Annotated in this window: 9 protein-coding genes; 1 reads left to right on the top strand and 8 read right to left on the bottom strand. The window is 71.9% G+C overall.

The features are described 5' to 3' along the window. Positions 1–28: 28 nt before the first annotated feature. From JIX56_RS07090 to JIX56_RS07125, 8 genes are all read right to left on the bottom strand, one after another. Positions 29–1,003 carry a S66 peptidase family protein gene (locus tag JIX56_RS07090; RefSeq protein ID WP_443031787.1) on the bottom strand — a complete coding sequence of 325 codons (975 nt, stop codon included), beginning with the start codon at positions 1,001–1,003 and terminating at the stop codon, positions 29–31. Continuing rightward, entirely contained in the window at positions 1,000–2,976 is a 1,977-nt protein-coding gene (locus tag JIX56_RS07095; RefSeq protein WP_257537910.1) for a dipeptidyl-peptidase 5, read from the bottom strand. The genes JIX56_RS07090 and JIX56_RS07095 overlap by 4 nt, the downstream gene beginning before the upstream one ends. A gap of 30 nt (positions 2,977–3,006) precedes the next feature. Beyond that, positions 3,007–4,338, bottom strand: a complete 1,332-nt coding sequence (locus JIX56_RS07100) for a M20/M25/M40 family metallo-hydrolase (protein ID WP_257537911.1) — start codon at positions 4,336–4,338, stop codon at positions 3,007–3,009. Continuing rightward, positions 4,331–5,164: a M55 family metallopeptidase gene (locus JIX56_RS07105; RefSeq protein WP_257537912.1), complete on the bottom strand. Its 834-nt coding sequence runs from the start codon at positions 5,162–5,164 to the stop codon at positions 4,331–4,333. Before JIX56_RS07105 ends, JIX56_RS07100 begins: the two co-directional genes overlap by 8 nt. Before the next feature lie 103 nt (positions 5,165–5,267). After that, complete coding sequence (locus JIX56_RS07110; protein ID WP_257537913.1) at positions 5,268–6,182, bottom strand: alpha/beta fold hydrolase; 915 nt, start codon at positions 6,180–6,182, stop codon at positions 5,268–5,270. Continuing rightward, complete coding sequence (locus JIX56_RS07115; RefSeq protein WP_257537914.1) at positions 6,179–12,598, bottom strand: beta-ketoacyl synthase N-terminal-like domain-containing protein; 6,420 nt, start codon at positions 12,596–12,598, stop codon at positions 6,179–6,181. The genes JIX56_RS07110 and JIX56_RS07115 overlap by 4 nt, the downstream gene beginning before the upstream one ends. Positions 12,599–12,654: 56 nt before the next feature. Further along, the gene (locus tag JIX56_RS07120) at positions 12,655–18,867 is read right to left on the bottom strand and encodes a type I polyketide synthase (protein WP_257537915.1); all 6,213 of its coding nucleotides are present in this window, start codon (positions 18,865–18,867) and stop codon (positions 12,655–12,657) included. Between the two features lie 40 nt (positions 18,868–18,907). Next, complete coding sequence (locus tag JIX56_RS07125; RefSeq protein ID WP_257537916.1) at positions 18,908–20,512, bottom strand: PfaD family polyunsaturated fatty acid/polyketide biosynthesis protein; 1,605 nt, start codon at positions 20,510–20,512, stop codon at positions 18,908–18,910. 254 nt (positions 20,513–20,766) lie between these two features. On the opposite strand from JIX56_RS07125, the gene JIX56_RS07130 reads away from it, so the two are divergent. After that, on the top strand, positions 20,767–22,344 hold the full coding sequence (locus JIX56_RS07130; RefSeq protein ID WP_257537917.1) for an MFS transporter: 1,578 nt from the start codon (positions 20,767–20,769) through the stop codon (positions 22,342–22,344). Positions 22,345–22,423: the final 79 nt, after the last annotated feature.

A 22,423-nucleotide genomic window follows, 5' to 3' on the forward strand; every position in this document is an offset into this window, starting at 1 on the left:
GACGCGAACCGCCGGGACGCGCCCGCTGTCAGACCAGCGCCGGCTCGTCCAGCGTCAGCGTCCCCGCCTCGGCGTCCAGCTCCGCCATCACCCCGAACGGGATGGTCAGCGCCCCGTCGCCGTGGCCGAAGCCGAACTCCTCCACCATCGGCACCCCGAGCCCGCCCAGCCGGTCGACCAGCAGCCCCCGCACCCTTTCGTACGGCTCGCACTGGGCCCAGGAGCCGAGCAGGACGCCGGCGACGCCGTCGAGCCAGCCGGCGCGGAGGAGTTGGGTGAGGTAGCGGTCGAGGCGGTAGGTCTCCTCGCCGACGTCCTCCAGGCAGAGGAGGGCGCCTCGGGCGGAGGGGCGGACGTGGGGGTTGCCGAGTTCGGCGGCGAGGAGGCAGAGGCAGCCGCCGAGGAGGACGCCTCGGGCGCGCCCGGGCAGGAGCGGGGCGCTTCCTTCGGCGGCCTTGATCGTGCGTACCGTCTCCGGGGCGAAGAGGGTCGCCCGCAGATGCTCCTGGGCCCGCGCGTTCTTGAGGAAGTCGACGCCCGCGGCCATGGGGCCGTGCAGGGTGACCAGTCCGGCGCGGGTGGCGAACGCCTCGTGCAGCGCCGTGATGTCACTGAAGCCGACGAGGATCTTGGGGCCCGCCGCCCGAATCGCGTCCCAGTCGAGCAGGTCGGCCATCCGCTGTACGCCGTAGCCGCCGCGGGCGCAGAGCACGGCGGACACGGACGGGTCGCACCAGGCGGCCTGGAAGTCGGCGGCGCGGTCGGCGTCCGTGCCCGCGAGGTAGTCGAACTCGGGGTGCCGGTCCAGCGTGTGGGGTCCGACGACGGGGTCGAGGTCCCAGCCCCGCAGGAGGTCCAGTCCGGCGCTGAGCCGCTCCTCGGGCACCGGCCCGCTGGGGGCGACGACGGCCACGCGGGCGCCGGGGGCGAGACGGGCGGGCCTGGTCAGCGGCGGGACGGCGGGGGCCGGGGTGGTCGGCCGGTGCGGGGCGGGTGTCGTCACTTGGCGAGCTCCAGAGTAGGGATTCCCGGTGGATTCAACCCGAAGACCTGCGCGTACAGCGAAAGCTCCGCCTCCAGGACCCGCACCATTGTCTCCGCCCGCCGGAATCCGTGCCCCTCCCCCTCGAACGCGATGTACGCGTGCGGCACCCGCCGCCCCTCCAGACCGGCCAGGAACCGCTCGCACTGCACGGGCGGGCAGATCACGTCGTCGAGGCCCTGGAGCAGCAGGAAGGGCGCGGTGATCCGGTCGACGTGCTCGCTGGGCGAGCGCTCCGCGTACCGCATGGGCTCCTCGGCCAGCGGTCCGACCAGGCTCTCCAGATACTGGGACTCGAAGTCGTGGGTTTCCCCCGAGCCCCAGTTCGTGAGGTCGAGGATGGGATACAGGATGGTTCCGCAGGCGTAGACGTCGGTCGTGGTGAGGGACGCGGCCGCCGTCCAGCCGCCGGCGCTGCCGCCCCGCACGGCGAGCCTGGTCCGGTCGGCGGTTCCCTCGTCGGCGAGGCCGAGCGCGACCGCCGCGCAGTCCTCGACGTCCACGACACCCCACTGCTCGCGCAGCCGGTTGCGGTACTCCCGGCCGTATCCGGTGGACCCCCCGTAGTTGACCTCGGCGACCCCGATGCCGCGCGAGGTGAAGTACGCGATCGCCAGGTCGAGGACCAGGGGCGCGCGGCCGGTGGGTCCGCCGTGCGCCCAGACGACGTACGGCGGCAGCTCGGTGCTGAAGGCGACGCAGCCGGGGTGGTGGGGCGGGTAGATGTGCGCGTGGATCTCGCGTCCGGCGGGGCCGAGGAAGGTGCGGATCTGCGGTTCGGGGTAGTACGCGGGGTCCACCGGGTCGTCGTGCGCGGCCCCGATCACGCGGGCGTCGCCGGTGGTGGCGTCCAGCTCGACCACCTCGTAGGCGCTGCGGGGGCTGGCCCCGATGCCGAGGACCCGGCTGCCGCGCACGGCGAGGGACGGGGCGAACTCGGTCCATGGTCCGGCCGCGTCGACGACCTGACCGGTCTCGGTGTCGAGGATGCCGAGCGAGGTGGCGCCCCGCCCGTGCACCACGGCGGCGAGGCCGCCCTCCAGCAGCGCGAACCAGCGCCAGCCGACCTTCCACAGCGGCCCGCCGAACTCCTCCTCCCGGGCGCACAGAGCCGTACGCTCGTCGCCGTCGAGGCGGTACAGGTTCCAGTAGCCGGTGGTGTCGCTGGAGTACACGAGCGTCCCGTCGGCGGCCCACTCGGCCTGGGCGACGGACTCGTCCGGGCCGCCGCCGACGGTCCTGGGCTCGCCCAGCAGGCCGTCCTCGGTCACCTCGGCGACGAGCAGCGACGTGCCGTCCCACGGCATGCGCGGATGGTCCCAGGCGAGCCACGCGGCGCGGCGGCCGTCGGGCGAGAGACGGGGGCCGGTGACGAACCGGTGGCTGTCGTCGGTGATTTCACGTACGGCGCCCCGGTCCTCGGCCGCCGAGCCGTCCAGCGGGACGGCGGCGACGACCCGCCGTAGGTCGGTGGGACCGTCGCCGGTGAACTCCTCCAGGACGCACCACACCTCGTTCCGCTCCGGGTGCGGCTGGGGGTCCACCCAGCGCAGTCCGCCGCCCACCGGCGACACCGGGGTGAGCGGGCGGGGCTCGCCGCCGGGCTCGTAGCGGTAGAGGCGCTGGTCGGCGAAGTTCACGAAGACCACGAGGGGGCCGTCGTCCCGCAGGACGCCGGCCCAGGGCTGACCGCCGTACTCCATGACCCGGCTGCGCACGTTCCACGGCGGCGGCAGCACCGACTCCTCCGTGCCGTCGGCCGTACGCCGCACGAGGGTGCGGCGGCCGCCCTCGGTGGGCCTCGGCTCGGTCCACCACGCCTCGTCGCCGACGAAGCCCACGAACTCGGGATGCCCGTCGTGCGCGGCGGCGAGCGCCGCGTCGATCGGCGAGGGCCACGAACCGTACGCCAGGGTCTGCACCTTGTCCCCCATCTCCCTTGGTCCCCCGTGTGCCATCGTTTCTCAGGCCGTCCGCAGGAAGCGGTCGAGTACGCGGACGCCGAAGTGGAGCGCCTCGACCGGGACGCGCTCGTCGACGCCGTGGAAGAGCGCCCCGTAGTCGAAGCCCTCCGGGAGCTTCAGCGGCGAGAAGCCGTAGCCGGTGATGCCGAGCCGTGAGAACTGCTTGGCGTCCGTGCCGCCCGGCATGCAGAACGGCACGACCTGCCCCTCGGGCGCGAACTCCTCGACGGCGGCCCGCATCCGGGCGTACGTCACGGAGTCCACCGGGGCCTGGAGGGCCACCTCCCGGTGCTCGTACTCCCACTCCACATCGGGGCCGGTGAGCCGGTCGAGGGTCTCCCGGAACTCGTCCTCGCCGCCGGGCAGATACCGCCCGTCCACATGGGCGACGGCCTCCCCCGGAATCACATTGATCTTGTAACCGGCTTCCAGCATGGTCGGGTTGGCGCTGTTGCGCACGGTCGCCTCGACCAGGGCGGCGGCCGGACCGAGCTTGTCGATCAGCCGGTCGACGTCATGGCGGTCGTCGAGGTCGGCCTCGATGCCGTACAGCGCGGCGAGTTCGGTGAGGGCCGCGCGGACGGTCGGGGTGAGCCGGACGGGCCACTCGTGCGCGCCGATCCGGGCGATCGCCCCCGCGAGGCGGGTCACCGCGTTGGCCCGGTTCACCTTGGAGCCGTGGCCGGCCCGGCCGCGCGCGGTGAGCTTCAGCCAGCCGGTGCCGCGCTCCCCCGCCGCGATGGGATAGATCTGCCGGCCGGCGCCGTCGTGGACGGTGAACGCCCCCGACTCGCTGATGCCCTCGGTGCAGCCCTCGAAGAGTCCGGCGTGTTCGTCGGCGAGGAAACCGGAGCCGTCCTCGGCGCTCGCCTCCTCGTCGGCGGTGAACGCGATCACGATGTCCCTGCGGGGCCGTACACCCGTGCGCGCCCAGTGCCGGACGACCGCGAGGATCATCGCGTCCATGTTCTTCATGTCGACCGCGCCCCGGCCCCAGACGACGCCGTCGCGGATCTCCCCGGAGAACGGGTGCACGCTCCAGTCCTCCGCCCGCGCGGGCACCACGTCCAGATGACCGTGGACGAGCAGCGCGTCCGCCGACGGTTCGCTGCCCTCGATCCGCGCGACGACATTCGTCCGGCCCTCGGTGCGCTCAAGCAGCGTGGGCTCCAGACCGACCTCGCCCAGCAGCGCGGCGGCGTACTCGGCGGCGGGCCGCTCCCGGCAGTCCCCGCCGCCGCGGTTGGTGGTGTCGATGCGGATGAGGTCGGAAGTGAACCGGACGACCTCGTCGAGTGCCCGCTGCTCCACCGGTGCCGTCTGCTCAGCCATAGGTCTCCTCCACTGCGGCCGAGACGATCGTCGTGACCGCCTTGAAGGTACGGATGCCCTCGTACATGGTCGGGCTGGTGTACGCGACCTTGCGTTCACCGATACGTGCCACACCGGGCACGACGGTCGCGGCCATCGCCAGGTGCTCGGCGTCGAACTCCAGCGCCACGGTGAACGGCCCGCCCCTGACGGGTTCGTGACGCACCGCGAGCGACGCGGCCTCCTTCGCCGCCGCGCGGATGTCGGCGGCCGTTCTCGCCGGGGTGCGGCACACCGCCGCGTACCGCGACACATGGTCCTTGACCGCCACTTTGAGCGCCCCGGGCGCGTACCCCAGGGCGTCCTCGCAAGCCACGTCGTCGCCTGTCACCAGGACCACCGGTACCCCGTACTCGGCCACGACATGCGAATTCAGGAGCCCTTCGCTCGCCCGCTCGTCGTTGACCCACACGCCGGTGACGGAGTTCGCGAGATACGTGTGGGCCAGGACCCCTTCCATCCCCGCGCCCGCGTGGTAGCCGACGAACGCGATCCCGTCCACGTCCCCGTGCTGCACGCCCTCCACCATGGACAGCGCCTTGTGCCGCCCGGTCAGCATCTGCGCGCGCTCGTCCAACCGCTCCAGCAGCAGATTGCGCATCGTCCAGTGCGCCTCGTTGATCAGCACCTCGTCGGCTCCGCCGTCGAAGAAGCCGAGCACGGCGGCGTTGACATCGGAGGTGAACATCGCACGACACCGCTCCCACTGCGGCGTCCCCGGCAGCACGTCGGCCGGCCAGGTGACACCGGTGGCGCCCTCCATGTCGGCGCTGATGAGGATCTTCATGCTGCTTCACGTTACGCGTCGACGCGGGAACTTCTTACGAGGCAGAGAGGGAGTCCACTCCTGAGACTCGGCACCTCGGCGCAGGGCGGTGCCGGACTCTGGCTCATCCGGCGAGACGGTCCAAGGACTCGTAGGTCGCGAGGTACTCGGCCGTGTCGACGGAGCGTCCCATGGTGAAATTCGCGATCAGATCCGCGAGTGCCTCGGGCCGCTCCCCGCTCAGCAGATGGCCGGCGTCCCTGATGACCGCGAAATCGGCACGGGGAAGTTCAACCGCCAACTCGCGGCTGAGCCCTGGAGGAGCGAACCGGTCGTGTTCACCGGCGACGATCAGAAAGCGCACATCAGCGGGAATAGCCTCACGGGGGCGCAACGGATGACGCAGAACCCGCAGCGTGTTCTGCACATACCTGTCCATCCCGTCCGGGGAGAGTGAGTTGAAATTCCGGTAGGCGAGCAAGGTGATCGCCTTCCGCTGAGCGGACTCGCCCGCAGTGGGCGGAAAGAAGAGATCGACCGTGGTCCTTACGAACTCGTCCGGATCTCCTCCTACCAAAGCATCCAACGCGTAGTGGAGCGAGTCCCGTGTCTGAGGAGCGAGTTCAGGGCCGACGGAGGCCAGGACCGCGCCGACCGTACGCGCGGGATGGCGGCAGATGAAACGGCCGGCCGTGACGGCTCCGTAGCAGGCTCCGAAGAGATTGGCCCTCGGGATTCCGGCGTCGTCGAGCACATGGGCCAGCGCATCGGCGAGGAAGTCGAAACCGTGGTAGGCGGGCAGCACATCGGAATCCCCTGCCCCCGGCAGATCCACGGTGATGACAGATGCGTGTGCGGAGAGATGCTGCTCCACACCGGTCCAGGCGAACTGATCCTGCAGTACCCCGCCCAGGAGAACAATGGGCTCGGTGGTCGGACGATCCTGATGGATGATTCGGTAGGAATAGTCGTACCCGGCGAAGCGCACAGCATTTCGCTCCTCCTCCAACAGCCGGGCACCGACACCGGGTTCGTTCATTTCGGGTACACCGCCCTCATGCCGAGGTCGCGCACATGGTAGATGCGGCGGCCGTCGATCCACAGCCATGCCTCGGCAACAGCCGTGGTGCTGCCCGGATCGCGCGTGAAGCTCAGCACATCCATCTCGACGGTGAGAAGACGGTCGGTGGGAACGACCTGCCCGCGGTATTTCCAGGTGGTTTTCCAGCCGGTCAGGATGGGCTCGAAACGCGTTCCCTCGGGAAGGGTTCCCGCGCAGCGTTCCTCGATGTGGAACCGTAGGAGTTGGCACATGGCTTCGATACCGAGGGATCCCGGCTGGACCGGGTCCTGGAAGAAGTGCGCGCTGAAGTACCAGGCTCCGGGATCGATGTGCTTCTCCGCACGCAGCCGTCCCTGTCCATGTGGGCCGCCGTCGGGCCAGTAGCCTGTGACGCGGTCGAGCATGCGCAGCATGGGGCCGATTCCTGAGGGACGGTCGGCGCCGAGGGCGACAGTGACGTCGGAAGGTGCGGCCAGGCGGGCTCGTTCGGCCTCGGTGGCGGGCAGGCCGAGTTGTCTGGCCAAGGCTTCCGCCGGGAAGAAACCGAAGGACGTCTGGAGGTCCGCGAGGGGTTCTCCGTCGGCCAGGCACCGGACGGTGAAGGCCGTCAGGATCATGTCGCCGTACCGGGAGACACCGGTCAGTTCCGCGTGGGTGTGCAGTGTGCGCGTGCCGGGATCCACCGCGCGGTGCACGATGGCGGTGCCGTCGAGATTGCGGAACGCCAGCGGCGGCCCGTCCGCGAGCGCGTTGCCGATGCCGTACATGGCGAGCCATCCGCAGGGTTGCAGGGCGACCTCCAGCAGCACCGCGAAGGGCATGGTGGCCGTGCCGTTCTGATCGAAGTACCAGGTCTGTTCCGGTACGTCGTACTCGGCTCGTACGCCGCTGCCTTCCCTCAGTGTGTGCTGGGGGCCCTCGATCGAGACGACCCGGCTCACGAAGTGATAGGGCGGGCCGGGGAGACGCGGCAGGGGCCGGCCGTCGTCCAGGGCCGCGACAGCGGGACCGAATGCCTCGGACGGTCTGCCCCAGGCACAGGCGAGGAGAGCCGGGTAGCCGTACGAGACTCCGCCCGACTCGGCCACCGGCCTGGTTTCCCGGTGCCCGACGAGGCCGCCCAGCAGACCCGGTGGCACGTGTTCGCCGGTCGTCCGTACGACGGGTGGGCCCAGTTCTCGCCAGTGAGTGAGGGGCCAGTCGGGCACCAGGCGTACGCCGACGTCGGCGGCGTGGAACGCCTTCACACCGTCGACGGTGACGAGCATGTCGGCCCGGAGTTCGGGGTGCGGTCCGGCGTGCGTCTCCCGGACGAACAGTTCGTAGGTCACGAGCCGGCTCGCGGGGGTGGCCTGCCCTCGGCAGCGCATCCGGGTCGTGCGGCCGGGCACCGGTTCGAAACGCCAGCCGTCCCGGTCGACGGTGTGGCCCAGGGCGGCGAGATAGAAGGCCATGGCCTGCACGCCTGCCTGGAACATCAAGGTGCCGGGCATGCAGGGATCGTTGTGGAAGTGGCCGTCAAAGAACCATTCGTCGCCCTCGATCGGTGTTTCGGCCCGGAGATAGCCGCGTTTCCAGGGACCTCCCGCGGGGTCGAGTGCGGTGACTTCGTGGAGCAGGAGCAGGCGCCCGCTGTCGATGCCCGGTGACCGCACGTGGGCGTGTGTGCGTTCCCAGCCCGGCCCGAAGCAGTCGGCGGGGCGTCCCTCGGCGAACGCCCGCACCTGCTCATGGCCAAAGCGGACGGCCACCTGGTCGACAGCCGGCGGGTCGTGGCGGGCCGGCTCCGGCGGGGTGTGGTCGGCCGGGTCCCACCGCACCCCGTCGCTGTCCGCCAGCTCTGCGTCCGTGAAGTATCCGGCCTGTCCCTCGCGTACGCGCAGCCGGAGTTCGTCGCCCACGTAGCAGTCGTACTGGAAGAAGAAGATCCGGATGCCGTTGTGCTCGGTGTTGCCGGTGACGTGGATCGCGTAGCGCAGAGTGTCGCCGGGGCGCGGCGCGACACCGTGGAAGTCGGCCTCACAGCCCAGCAGGCGGTACACGCGGTCGCCCTGTCCTGCCAGATCGGCGCCGAGGTAGCTCATGAGCAGCATGTCGGCCTGCCCCGCCTCGATCATGAGGCCCGCGGGCATCCGTCCTGCGGGATCGACGTACCAGCTGTCGTTCCGCACCGTGGTCTCGGTCCAGATCATTCCGGTGCCCAGGGAGGCCGGCTCGGCGGCGATCCCCAGGACCCGGTCGATGAGCAACAGGGGAGGCGCGGGCAGCCGGGTCTGGCGGACTCGGCCGTCCTGCGGCGCGAAGAGCGGCCCGAACAGGTCGGAGATCCGTCCGGTCGCATGCCGTTCGAGCTGCGCGCGGTCGAACGACGGGCCCGGGTACGGGGCGGGGCCGGGTCGGCGAGGCGACGCCACGGTGTGGTGCGAAGAAGCAGTTCCGGCCGCCCTGTCAGCTCCCGCCGCTCTCCCCGCTCCAGCCGCCGCGATGAGCGCGGCCAGGTCGCGTGTGCGTGACGCCAGGAATTCCTCGTGGGCGCGGGTGGCGTGAGTGAGGTGGTCGCGGTGGGCGACGACGACGAGTTCACGTTGACGCGCCAATGACCGGGCGGCCTCGGACGGAGCGACGCTCCGCGCCGGGGAAGGGAAGGCACCGGCGGCACCGGAGACGCGCGGCCCGCCGCCAGGTGAGGCGGGGAGGACGACCTGAGCCCGGTACGGGATCAGGCGGGTGGCGCGTGGGGAGTCGGCGAGAGGGGGAGCCACGGCGGTGAGGCGTTCGAACAGGGACTGTGCCGCGCAGGGGATGCCCGCGGCGGCGAACTCGGCGACGGCCTGGCACAGTTGGTCGACGCCGTGCGTACCGGTTTCGTCCAACGCGACGGCGAGGTGGTCACGATCGCCGAGGATCCGCCGGATCCAACCCGTGCACGAGCCACGCGGACCATGCTCGACGAAGACACGCACACCGTCGGCGTAAGCCCGCTCGATCACCCCGGCGAAGTCGATGGTGCCCATGGCCTGCGCGGTGACGGCGTCGGCGGCGAGCCGCGCCGTGGGAACGTACGAGTCCCTGGCCGCGCAACCGTAGAAACGGACGCCTGGCACCGCGACGGTGGCTCGGTGATGAAGCCGCCACCACTGCTCGCGCACTTCCTCCAACTCGGGCGCGTGGGCGGCCATGTCATAGTCGACCCGGACGGTGTGGGCCCCGCGCAGGGGTCCTTCCAGAACGGCGGCGCAGGCGTCGGCCTCGCCGCCGATGACACACACACCGGGCGCGTTCACCGCCATCAGATGCACGGCACGTAGCCCGGTCAGCGCGGCGCGCACCTCGTCGAGGGGCGCGTTGACCACGTGCGTGGCCCAGTGCCGGCCCGTGATGCCGAGGCGCTGCCAGGCCGTGCGGGCGGCGCGATGCTCGCCGGTGACATCGCGGGTGAACAACTCGTCGGCGCATGCGTCGGCGTACAGGGCCGCCGCGTCCGGCCAGGCCCCGAGCGCCACGAGAGCAGTCGACTCGCCGGACGAGTAGCCGATGGCGGCCTGCGGGACGAGTCCGAGCGTGTCACGGGTGAGGCGGGTGTGCAGGGCGGCCAGGGCCGTGACCCCGAAGATCTGGCCGAGCACGCCGCTGGGCGCGGTCGCGGGCAGACCGTGGACACGCCGTACCTCCGCATGCTCCGCCGGGAAGGCGAGGGCCAGTTCGCGTCCTGCCCCGGGGTAGTGGGCCGAGCCGCCCGTGTAGACGAAAGCCGTCTCCCCCTCGATCGGCGCCGCCCGGTAGGCGGCACCGGGCGGACGGCCGCCCGCGCCGGTCAGCCATCGGCGTGCCGCTTCGCTGCGCTGCGCCACCGACGCGGCCGGGCCCGCAAGGACGAGGCGCGCGGGGCCGCGGCTGTCCTCGCGGCCCTCGGCGAGCGCGGCCACCACCTCCTCGCGGTCCGCGCCGGAATACACCGACAGGCGGCGCGGCCCCTCCGACAGCCAGGGAGTGTGGTCGCCCGCCGTCAGCCGTACCCGGGCCGGGGGCGCCCCCAGCGTGGAGACGACGACGGTGGCTGTCCTCAGCGCGGGGTCCGGCTCGGCGGGGCCGTCCGCACGGGGCCGGACGCGGTGTCCGAGGGCGACGACGGCGGCAGCGGCACTCAGCAGGCCCTGAGCGGCATGCGCCGTACCGAACAGGGCGGCGGGGTCGAAGCCCGGCGGAAGTGCCGTGGGTAGGGCGACTGCCTCGGTGGCATCCCCACCGCGCACCAGCAGATCGTCGGATTCCGGTGGGCCGCCGTCGGCGTGCTCGTCCCCGACGACGGCGAGGACGGGATCGCCGTCGCGGCGGGCGTCAGTGACACGTTTGAGGACCATGACCACGGCCGCGTCCCCTGGTGGGGTGTCACGGCCCACCGCCCGCAACGCCTCCTGGTGCACGGGATCGTGGGAGAGGTCAACCGCCCCGACGACCGCGGCGTCCATCTCGCCCGACCGCAGTGCGCGCACCGCGAGGTGCAGGGCGACGACTCCGGACGCCTCCTCCGCACAGACCGCGTAGCCGGGGCCCCGGAGGTCCAGGACGGCGTTGATGCGGCCTGCGACGAGGTTCGGCAGGGTGCCAAGAACGCGGGTGGCGGTGAGCTCAGGGGTGAACGCGTCTCGGTACCGGCCGAGTTCGTCGGCGTCGGTGTGCACGCCGGCCGCCGCCAGCCAGGAGGGGACGCGCCAGCGGCCTCCGTACCGGGTGAGTGAGGCCGCCGCGCCCGCTCCGACGAGGACCGCCGTGCGCTCGCGCGGCAGCCGCACCCCTGCCGTGGCCTCGCGCGCCGCCTCCAGGACGAGCAGGTGGTGGGGCTGTACGTCGTCCAGATCACGGGGTGGGAAGGGCAGGCCGGGGAGCGCGACCTCGATCCGTGCCCGGGTGTCCCCGACCACGTCGCCCGCGAGCAGGGTGCGGCGGAAGTCGTCCAGGCCACGGCCGCCGGCCACACGTGCGCCGAGAGCCACCACGGCCACCCGACGGTCGGTCGGCTCCGGCACGGGCCGCGGCGGCGGTGGGGCCACGAGGGCTCGTTCCGTGTCCGCGGCTTCCAGGACGAGATGGGCATTGGTGCCGCCGAACCCGAAGGCGCTCAGACCGGCACGACGTGGCCCGGCCCACGGCAGCGGCTCGGTCAGGGGACGCAGCGGCGTGCCGCGCACGGTGTCGATCGGCTCGGTCAGGCCAGGCGTGGCGGGGCGGGTGCCGCAGCGCAGGGCACCGAGAAGTTTGAGCATGCCGGCCGCTCCGGCGGCGGTCAGCGGATGCCCGAGGTTCGCCTTCACCGAGCCGAAGGGCAGACCGGGGTGGTCCGCGAACACACGGGCGGAGCTGCGCACTTCGGTCGCGTCTCCGACAGGGGTGCCGGTGCCATGGCATTCCAGCAGCGAGATCGAGGCCGGATCGAGGCCGGCGGCGGCGTACGCCGCACGCATGGCCTGCTCCTGGCCGTCCGCCGAGGGCGACGCGAAGCCGTTCCCACGGCCGTCGTTGGACAGGCCCACCCCGCGTACGACGCCGAGGACCGGCCGCCCCTCGGCGACCGCGTCGCGCAGCCGCATCAAGGCGGTGAAGCCCGCTCCCTCGGCCGGCACCAGGCCGTCCGCCCGGCGGTCGAACGGCCGGCACCGACCGCTGCGGCTCATCGCCCCCAGGGCACAGAAACCGATCTGGATGAACAGGTTGTCCGTGCAGTTGACCGCTCCCGCGAGCATGAGGTCGGCGGAGCCGTCATGCAGCCGGTCGCAGGCGAGTTTGACCGCATGGATGTACGAGGCGCATGCGGCGTCCAGGGCGAAGGCGCCCGCGCCGAGGCCCAGGGCACGTGCCGCGAGGTGCGCGGGCAGGCCCGTGTGGAAGGCACCGCGACCGGCCGGCCGGGGACCGAGCGCGGGGAGCAGCCGGTCCCGGACACCGGCCGTCTGTCCGTCGACGTACACGTGCTCGGCGAAATCCGCGGCGACGTCCGACGGATAGCTCAGGTTGCCCAGGACGAGTCCGGACCGCGCCGTCCGCGCCTCGTCGTGGAGCTCGTATCCGGCCTCGCCGAGTGCTTGGCGCGCACTGTGCAGAACCCAGCGGACCATCGGATCGAACGCCCCGACCTCGGCACCGGCCAGGCGGAAGCCCTCCGGGTCGAAGACATCGTCGAATCCGCGTACGTAGCCGCCCATCCGGGTCCAGGTGGCATCGGCACACACGTCCACCGGGCCGGTGATGTGCTGGTCCGTCACCCGCCAGCGCCGCTCGGGCACCGGGGCCACGGCGACGCGGCCGGCGGCGACGTTCTCCCACAGCGTGTCCGGGTCGAGGGCGTCGGGAAAGACACACCCGCGCCCCACTACCGCGATCGGTTCACATCCCATGCTGATCCCGACTGATCCACTCTCTCGCCCGCGCCGGGGTGTGGCCCGGCCCGGTGTCACGCGGGGCGCGCGACCAGTTCCACCTGAAGGAGCTGCACCTGCGGCGCGCCGTCGGCGGCGAGCAGGGCGACGTCGCAGCGCGCGGTGTCGCCCCGCACGCGGCCGGCCCGCACGGCGCACGTCGTGGGGACGGTCAGCGCCCCTGTACGCGGGAGGCGCGCGGTACCGACGGACATCGGCAGGCACGCCCGGCCCAGGGCGCGCTCGGCCCACAGCAGGGCGAGTTGGAGGGCCCCGTCGAGCGCCCCGGGGTCCACGTGCCAGGCGTCGTCGGCCCAGCCCAGTTCCTCGGCTCCGACGACCTCCGCCGCCGCTCCGTCGGGGCCGAGCCCGTGGACCGTGCGCAGTGCACGGAAGCCGGGGCCGTGGAAGAGGGCCGGTGAGTCGTACACGTCGTACACGTCGTCCGCACCGGGCACGTCGGCACCTGGGTACGACGGCAGGCCGTGTCCCGTGGGCCAGGGACCGGTGTCCGTCGCGTCGAGCGCCGCGAGGGTGGCACGGTAGTGGAGGACGGCAGCGCCATCGCCATCGGCACGCAACTGCACCTCGACGGGACCGCCCGGGAAGGACGAGGGCTGTGACGTGACCGTGAGAACGCTCCGGTGGTCCCGCCGCCGCACATCGCACTCGATTCCGCGCAGGACACGCAGGTCCCGCAGCACGACCTCGGCAGTGTCGCCCTGCCACGAACGGACCGCGCGGGCGAACCAGTCGAGCACGACGGCCATCGGCACGACGGGGGCTTCGCCCGGCACATGATCGGCCAGATGACCGTGCGTGTCCGGCCGGATCAGCAACTCGGCGGCGCGGGCCGCGCCGGGACCGGTCCACCGACCGTGACTCGTCGGCCCACCGAACCCCATCGGCCCACCTGGGCCGTCCGCGGTCACGACCACGCGCGGTGTCGGTGTCAACGGGCCCGTCAGTTCGGTGGTGAACACCTGGGCGCCCGCCTCGGGATGGATCAGCCCGACTCCGGACCGGGCGAAGTGCGCGGCCAGCCCGGCGTCCACCATGCCGCCGTCCCAGGGCCCCCAGGCGATGCTCCGCACGAGGCAGCCCCGGCGGCGGTGCTGTTCGACGCAGGCCACCTGGTCCATGACCTCGTTGGCCATCGCGTAGTCGGCCTGCCCGGTGTTGCCGAACCGGGCGGCGACCGACGAGAACAGGACGATCGTCTCCAGCGGGTCGTCGGCCGTGGCGTCGAGCAACGCGCGCAGGCCGGCGACCTTCGTACCGAAGACCAGGTCGAACTGCTCCTCGGTCTTCTCCGCGATGCGCTGGTCCGCGAGAACGCCCGCACCGTGCACGATCCCGGTGACGGGCCGCCCCCATTCGCTCCGTACGCGGTCCAGCGCCCGGCTCAGTTCACCGGCGTCGCGTACGTCCGCCGTGACGTACCGGGCATCGCTGCCGGCCTGTCGCAGCGCCTCCAACGTCGCCCGGATCTCGCGTACGGCGAGGATGTGGCGTGCCCGCGCCGCGAGCGCCGCCGGAGTGGCGTCGGCGTGTTCGGCGGGGCGTCGCGCGAGGTGTTCCGCGGCGAGAGCCCGGACGAGGGCCGCCTCGTCGGTCATGGGCCGCAGACCGGCCGGTTCGTCGTCCAGGCGGGTACGGCCGACCAGGACGAGCCCTGGCCGGTGGGCGCGAGCCAGTTCGCGCAGCGCCGCCGCTGTGACCCCCCGGCCCCCACCGGTGACGACGAGCAGCGACTCGGGCCCGAGTTCTCGCGTCTGTTCGGGGTCGAGGGCCGATCGGACGGAGGATCGCGGGGTGAGGTGCGGGACGAGCCTCGTGCCGTCCGCGCGCAGTCCCACATCGAGAGCGGTTCCTCCGTTGAGGATCTCGCGCACGATCACCTCAGCCACTTCCCGCGCGGTACGGGCACCCCACTCGCAGTCGATGGCCCGCACGGTCGCGCGTGGCCATTCCCGCGCGGCCGTCCTGGCCAGCGCGGCCAGGCCGCCGGCCCAGGCACGTTCCCCGTGGCGGCCGCTCAGCCCGAAGTCACCGCCGCTGTCCTGGACGACCACCAGGAGCCCGCCCTCCGCTTCGAGCACCGGGGCCAGCCCGCCACAGACCCGCAGCGCCTCACGCTGCAGGGCCGTCGCGTTCTCCCACGTGGCGGCTTGCGCGAGCCCACCGAGCAGCACCACAGCGCGAGCATCGGCGGGTACCTCGTCGACGGCGACGGCGTCCACGCCGCCCGCCCTCAGCCCGTCGGCGACCAGTCGCGCGGTTCCCCGACCGTCGTCGGTGACCACCAGCCGCGAACCGTACAACCCCGCCGGCGCCAGACCTACCGGATCCTCCGGTACGGCTTCGACGATGTGGCACCGCGGCCGCGACGGCTCGGGCGGCCCGGACAGCTCGGAGGGGGCAACCGTCTCGGAGGGTGCGGGCAGCCCTGACAGCCCGGACAGACCATCCTCGTCCACGACCGCCACTCCGCCGGTGCCACCCGCCAGCCTTCCGGACAGGTCCCCGCCCGCGCCGGGCACCACGTGTGCGGACGGACCGGCCGGAGGCGACGTGTGCCGCCGCAGCACCTCCGCCACGTCACCGAGTGTCCGTGCGGTGCTCAGTTCGGAGATCTCATCACTCGGGAGATTCCCGACCCGCTCCATCAGAGCGCCCAGGATTTCCACGCGCTTGATGGAGTCGATACCCAGCTCGGCGGCCATGTCCATGCTCATCTTCAGCATCTCGGCGGGGAAGCCCGTTCTGTCGGCCACCACCGACCGCAGCAACTCCTCCACGTCCACCTCGTGGCGCTCCCTCTCCACTGCTGGGGGTGGCATCGTCACGACGGCCGGCGATGCCGACAGGCGGGGATCGTTCTCGGGCGGCAGCTCAGGTGGTTCGGCCATGGTCGACGGGGAACCGGTCGGCAAGGGCACGGCCGGTACGGCGAGTTCCCGCGAGCCGGTCGAGGCACCGGCGTCGATGCCGCATGCGCCGAGCACCGCCGCGAACGACGTCTCGGCCACGCGCAGGAACGCGAGATGGCTCTCCGTGAACGCACGCTGATACGCCGCGTGCGCCTCCGCGGTCTGGGCCTGCGCCTGCTCGATGACCCGCAGCCAGTCCGGCGGCGGAGACAAGACCGAGGACAGGGCATCGGAGTCCGGGGACATCGGCGCCGGCACGTACGGCGCGACCCGTGGCTGCGTGGGGAACACGGGGACGGGCACCGTGGCAGGCGCCGGGGCCATGTGCTCCGGAGCCGGTTGGTCCGGAGCACATGGCCCCGGCGCCACGCCGGGCTCCGGATTGGCCGGGGGCAGCTGGGGCGCGCCTCCGGGAGGAGGATAGGGGCGCCCGGAGTTGACCCCACTGATGTTCACGGTCATCCGCGTCTCCTCGTTCCTCCCGGCCGCGGTCTCGGGCCGGGGCGGTGCGTACTCGGTCCACAGGGCCTCGTGGTCAAGGTCGATCCCCCGGACGGCGAGCCGGGCCATGGCCTCCTGAAGACTCGTCACGCCGTGTGCGCCCTTGCGGTCCAGCGGCACGGCTAGGTGCTCACGACCGGCGAGGATGTCGTCCACCAGTCCCGACAGGACCGCGCCGGGGCCTACTTCCACAAAGGTCCGGACGCCGTCGGCGTACATCGACTCGATCACCGCGGTGAAATCGACGGGTGTGACGATGTGTTCGGCGATGTGCCCGCGGATCTCGTCCGGTGCCGTGGGCCAGGCGCCGCCTTCGGCGTTCCCGTGGACGGTGAGCGTCGGCTCGCCGATGTCGACGCTGTCGGCCAGTACGGCCATGCGCTGGACGGCGTCCGCGACGAGCGGGGTGTGGAACGCGGTGCTCGTCTCCAGCGGAACGGCCGCGGTGCCCGCGTCGGCCAGCCGCGTCCGCAGGGCTTCGACGGCCTCGACGGTTCCTCCGACGACGGTCTGCCGGGGAGAGTTGCGATTGGCCGTCCACAGCTCGGGGTGGCCCACGCCGTTGATCGCGTCGGTCACCTCCTCGGGCCCGGCGGCGACGGCGAGCATGGCGCCCCCCGCGCTGGCCGCGTCCCTCATGGCCTCGCCGCGCACCCGCGCCACGTGCAGGAGCGTGGGGGCATCGAGGACTCCCGCCGCGTGCAGGGCGACGAGTTCGCCGAAGCTGTGGCCCGCCACACGGTCGGGGCGCAGCCCGAGGGCACGGAGCACCTCCAGCGACGCCACGCTGTGGACGGCGATCGCGGGCTGTGCCCACTCGGTGGCGCGCAGGAGGGACCGTTGGGCGTCCCGCTCGGTGTCGGTGACGGCCGGAGCGGGGAACACCACCCGGTGCAGTGGCAGGCCTTCCCACTCCCGCGCCCCCAGCTCGTCCCAGGCGGAGCGGGCGACAGCCGCCTCCATGGCCAGGTCGGCCCCCATGCCGACGTACTGGCTGCCCTGGCCGGGGAAGAGAAAGGCGACTTGGCCGGGAGCCGGTGCGCCGAGGGCGAGATGGACGCCCTCAGGCGCGGAGTGCGCGGGCGCGCACGACGCCGACGCCGACGCCGATGCCGATGCCGACCTGAGCGTTTCGGCCGACCGCGCGAGCTTGGCCGCCAGGTCCGCCTCGTCGGTCGCGACCACGGCGAGCCGGGCGGGGGCGCTCGCCCGGTACGCGCGCTGACTGATCCGAGCCGTCTCGGCCAAGGGCCGCCCCTGGCCGTATTCGGCACAGAGCGCCGCCAGTTCGCGTGGGGAGTCCGCCGCCAGCAGGACGAGTTCGGTCGGCGCGGTGCGGCAGCGCCACGCGGGAGCGCCGCCTGCTCCGGTCTCCGACGCCGCCACGTATTCCTCCACCGTCACATGGAAGTTGCTGCCGCCGAATCCGAAACTGGAGACCGCCGCTCGTCGGGGATGGTCGTTGCCGCGCACCCATGGCCTGGTGCGGGTGTTGAGGTAGAAGCAGCTGTCGGGGAGGTCGAGGTCGGGGTTGGGCCGCTCGGCCTTGATGGTGGGAGGGAGCACCTTGTGGTGCAGCGCGAGGACGGCCTTGAGCAGCCCCACGGCTCCGGCGGTGCACTTGGTGTGGCCCAGTTGCGACTTGACCGAGCCCAGGGCGCACCATTGCCGGTCGGGGCGCCCTGTTTCGGTGAAGACCGTGTTGAGGGCGGTGAATTCCGCGAGGTCGCCGACGCGGGTTCCGGTGCCGTGCGCCTCGACGAGTTCCACGGTGTCGGGGCCGTAGCGGGACGCGTCGTAGGTCCGGCGCAGCGCCTTGGCCTGTCCCTGGGCCAACGGGGTGTAGACAGCGGTGCCGTGGCCGTCCGAGGAGGACCCCAGCCCGCGGATCACGGCGTAGACGCGGTTGCCGTCCCGTTCGGCGTCGGCCAGCCGTTTCAGGGCGAACATCGCGAGTCCTTCGCCGAGCATCGTTCCGTCGGCGTTCTCGGCGAAGGGGCGGCAGTCCCCCGTCGGGGACAGGGCCGGGGTCTTGCTGAAGAACAGGTACATGCCGGGATCGGTGAGGGTGTCGACTCCGCCGGTGAGCACCATGTCCGCCCGGCCGAGCGTCAGTTCGCCGAGTGCCACGGAGAGCGCGGCCAGCGAACTGGCGCAGGCCGCGTCGACGGTGTGGTTCGAGCCCCGGAAGTCGAACTTGTTGGCGATCCGGCCCGCGACCACGTTGGCCAGGGCGCCGGGGAAGGTGTCCTCCTGCGCCGGCACATAGTGCTCGGCGATCCGGTCGCACAGTTCCGTCACCCGGCTCTCGGGCAGACCGGCCTCGCGCATGGCCTTGCGCCACACGGGGCGTTGGAGCCTGGAGACGGAGTAGCTCACCTGTTCAAGGGTCGTCGTGCCCAGAACGACGCTGACCCGGTCGCGATCGGTCCCGGCGAGGTGCTCCGGTCCGAGGTCGTCGAGGACCGACCGGGCCACGAGGAGGGCCAGCAGCTGGCTGGTGTCGGTGGCCGGGATGGCCTTCGGCGGCATCCCGAACTCCAGCGGGTCGAAGGCGACCTGGGGCAGGAAGGCGCCCCGTCGGGCATAGGTCTTGTCCACGGCGGACGGATCGGGATCGTAGTGGTCCTCCACCAGCCAGTGCGTCGGAGGAATGTCGCTCATGTGGTCGCGCCCCTCCAGCACACCGCGCCAGAAGTCCGTGACGCCGGTGGCGCCGGGCAGGAGGGCTCCGACCCCGACCACGGCGACGGGGACATGGCCCCCGGTGGCGTCCGTGGGCGCGGGGCGCGGCGGCTTCGGATGCGTGGGCATGGGGCGCGGAACTCCTCGGGGACGACGCCGGCCGTATGGGTCAGCTGAGGTGTCGGGGGGTGAAGGTGAAGGCGGCGGCGGGGACGGCGACTCCGTAGGAGCGCAGCTGCTGGGCCCGGGTCACCACCGCCGCGCCCTCCAGGAGATTGAGGGCGACCTGGACGACGGTGCACTGAGCGCGCTCGGCTAGGAAGCTGCCCCGCACCCAGTTGTTGAAGGCTCCCATCACCGGCCCGCACCAGATCTGGTAGTCCGCGCGCCGGTCGGTTTCCCCGTTGATCGCCCAGGCACTGGAGCGGCCGAGATACCAGCGGAACACCAGCGCCATACGGTGCTTGGGATCGGTGTCGGCCCGGATGAGCTGTCCGGGGTCGCGCTCGGCCCAGAACTTCTCGGTCCAGGCCCACACCCGCGTCATGGGAGCACGGAAGACCTCTTGCTCGAGCCAAGCGGAGGTGCCGGCGTCGAGCGCCTCCAGCGACGGAACCGCACGATAGATCTCGTACAGGCGGCTCGCGCGTGAGGCGAACAGTGTGCCGCGGCGCAGCACTTGCAGTCGTACGCCCATCTCGAACATGTCGGCGGCCGGAGCCATCGTCACGTCGGCGATGTCGGCGGTGGCCAGCATGTTCTTGGCGTCGTCCGAGGTGCCCGCCTCGACGGTGATCTGGTTGACCGTACCGGTGACGACGTACGCCGCGCCCGCTCCGAAGGCGGCGGCGAGCGCCTGCGGCGTGCCCAGCCCGCCCGCGGCACCGATCCTGATGGGGCGCGCGTAGCCGTGACGTCGGGTGAGGTGGTCGCGCAGGGCCAGGATGACGGGCAGCAGCGCGCCCAGTGGGCGGTTGTCCGTGTGGCCACCGCTGTCGGACTCCACGGTGACGTCATCGGCCATCGGTACCTGGCCGGCCAACGCCGCCTCTTCGGCGGTGAGTTGCCTTCGGTCGACCAGAACACGCAGCAGGTGCGGCGGAGCCGGAGACATGAAGCGCTCGGCCACTTCCTCCCGGGACACCTTGGCGAACACCCGCCGGGCGCGCAGGATCCGGCCGTCGGGGGCACGGCGCAGCCCGGCCGCACGGCACCGCACCACCGCCGGCGTCAGATCCATGTACGCCGACGCCGAGACGCATGGCACGCCACGCCGCACGAGGGACTCGGCGACCCTCTCCTCCAGCGACGGCTCCGCCGGGGAGTGGATGAGGTTGGCCCCCCAGTTCGGCTGGGCGCCGAGGGCTCGCGCCACCTCGTCCAGGCGGCGTTCGACCTCCTGATGGGCCAGTCCGCCCGTCCCGAGGAAGCCGAGCATCCGTGCTCGGCCCAGCGCGATCACCATCCGGGGTGTGGCGATACCCATGGCCATTTCCCCGGCCACGTAAGGGAAGCGAACACCGTGCTCCTCCCCGAAAGAACGCTCGCCCAGCCATTCCGGATAAATGGGTGGAACAATTCCCTCGACATGCAGAGCCGGGTCCGCGGCGAGTCCGGTGAAAGCACCACCACCGAGCGCGATGGTCCGCCCTGTCGCCAGGCCGCGACTGAGCACATAAGCCGTTTCACGAATCCGTGCCACATAATCGGCGACGGTGTCCGGCCCGGCCGCCGGGGGAAGGTGTCCAGGCAACCAGGTCAGCGGACGACGCACCAGGTCAGGGGTCCGCGATGGGGACAGTGGCACCAAAGGATCCCCTCATGAACCGGGAGATTGAGGCAGGAGTCCGACTCCATTCCCGTAAATGCTTTCACACTCACCCTCACAACGAAAGGCTACATCCGGGCGCACAATTAACCATTAATTCAACTATTCAAATAATCATATTCCCCGAATACGGCAACCCTATACGCACCCGATCGGTTCGGGCGTACTCTGCGGGGCGGCATGAAAGGGAGGGGGATGCAGTGAAGGCCCGAGGATCGGTGACCGGCGGCATGACACCGGCGCGCCGGAGGGTCGCCATGGGCGCCGTCTGCCTGGGGCTCTACATGCTCGGGATGGACCTGACCGTACTCAACACACTCCTGCCCGACCTGCACCGAGATCTGGATCTGACGGCGGCCCAGGCCCAGTGGGTGGTGGACGGCTACGCCCTCGCCCTGGGCGGACTTGTACTGTCCACCGGGGGACTCACCGAACGTGTCGGCCGACGGCGCGCCTACGTCGGCGGCCTGCTGGTGTGCGCAGCGGCTTCCGCTCTGGGAGCCCTGGCGACCACCTCCCACGGCGTCATCGCCGCACGGGTGGGCATGGGCGTCGGGGCGGCGCTGTTCATGCCGGCCACGCTCTCCATCGTCAGTGGCCTCTTCCCGGAGCCCGCACTGCGCCGTCAGGCGATCGCCGTGTGGGCGGTGGTGGCCGGCCTCGGCATGCTCACCGGCCCGGTGGTCGCAGGGCTCCTGGTCTCCCACTTCTCCTGGCATTCCGGTTTCTGGATCAACGTGCCGCTCGCACTGATCAGCGCGGCCCTGGCCGCGCTCCTCGTGCCGACGACCGGTCCCGCGCGCCGCGGGAGGACCGATGTGCCGGGGGCCGTCCTGTCCGCCGCCGGTCTGACCACACTGGTCTGGGCCCTCATCGAGGCACCGGGACGCGGCTGGACCAGCCTCCCGGTCACCGTCGCCTTCGCCCTCGCCACGGCTCTGCTGGCCACGTTCGCCGTACGGCAGTGCCGTACCGCTGACCCCATGCTGCCGCCCGCCCTGCTACGCGACCGCCGGGTGAGCGGCGGCGCCGCAGCCGTGGCGCTGGTGTGCTTCGCCCTGGCGGGCTCGCTGTTCGTCGTCACCCTCTACCTGCAAAGCATCCTCCGATACGACCCGTGGGAGGCCGGGCTCCGTCTGCTGCCCCAGGGCGGCGCCCTGGTCATCGGGTCGGCGTCGGCCCTGCCGCTGCTCCGCCGGTTCCACGAGAAAGTACCTGTCGTCCTGGGCCTGCTGCTGATCGCCGGAGCCCTGGCGGTCTGGTCGTCCACCACTTCCGACTCCGGATACCCACGACTGCTCGTGGTCCAGCTCGTCGCCGGCACCGGTGCCGGGCTGGTGGCCACGGCCGGCACCGAGGCGGTCATGCACGCGGTTTCCCCCTGGCAGGCCGCCCTGGGCTCGGCTGTCAACGACGCCTCTCGCCAAGTCGGTTCGGTCCTGGGCATCGCCGTCCAGGGCTCGATCCTCGCCACCGTCTATCCCCGGCGCCTGAGGACCCACCTCGACCAACTACCGCAGCCCGTCCCCACGCTCCGCCGGCCCACGCCTTACGACCTCCCGGGCACCCTGGACCTCGAAGCCCTCCCCCCAGGAACCCGAGCAGCGGCAGCCACCGCCGTCCGCCACGCCTTCATCGAGGCCATGAACGTCACCGCTCTGTCCACCACCTGCGTCATCCTCGCCACCACCATCACGGTGGCCTACGCGCTCCCGGGCCCCCTACGCAGACCCGCGCCGGCCTTCCTCCCGACCGCCGAACAGGAAGGCGTCCGGTAGTGCTTCGTCGGCGCTGCCGGCCGACCAGGTCGGCGCAGGGCAGCGGCCATGCCATCCACCCCTGCGCCGATCACCTCAA

The organism is Streptomyces sp. CA-210063 (assembly GCF_024612015.1).
In the GTDB taxonomy this organism is placed as follows: Bacteria; Actinomycetota; Actinomycetes; order Streptomycetales; family Streptomycetaceae; genus Streptomyces.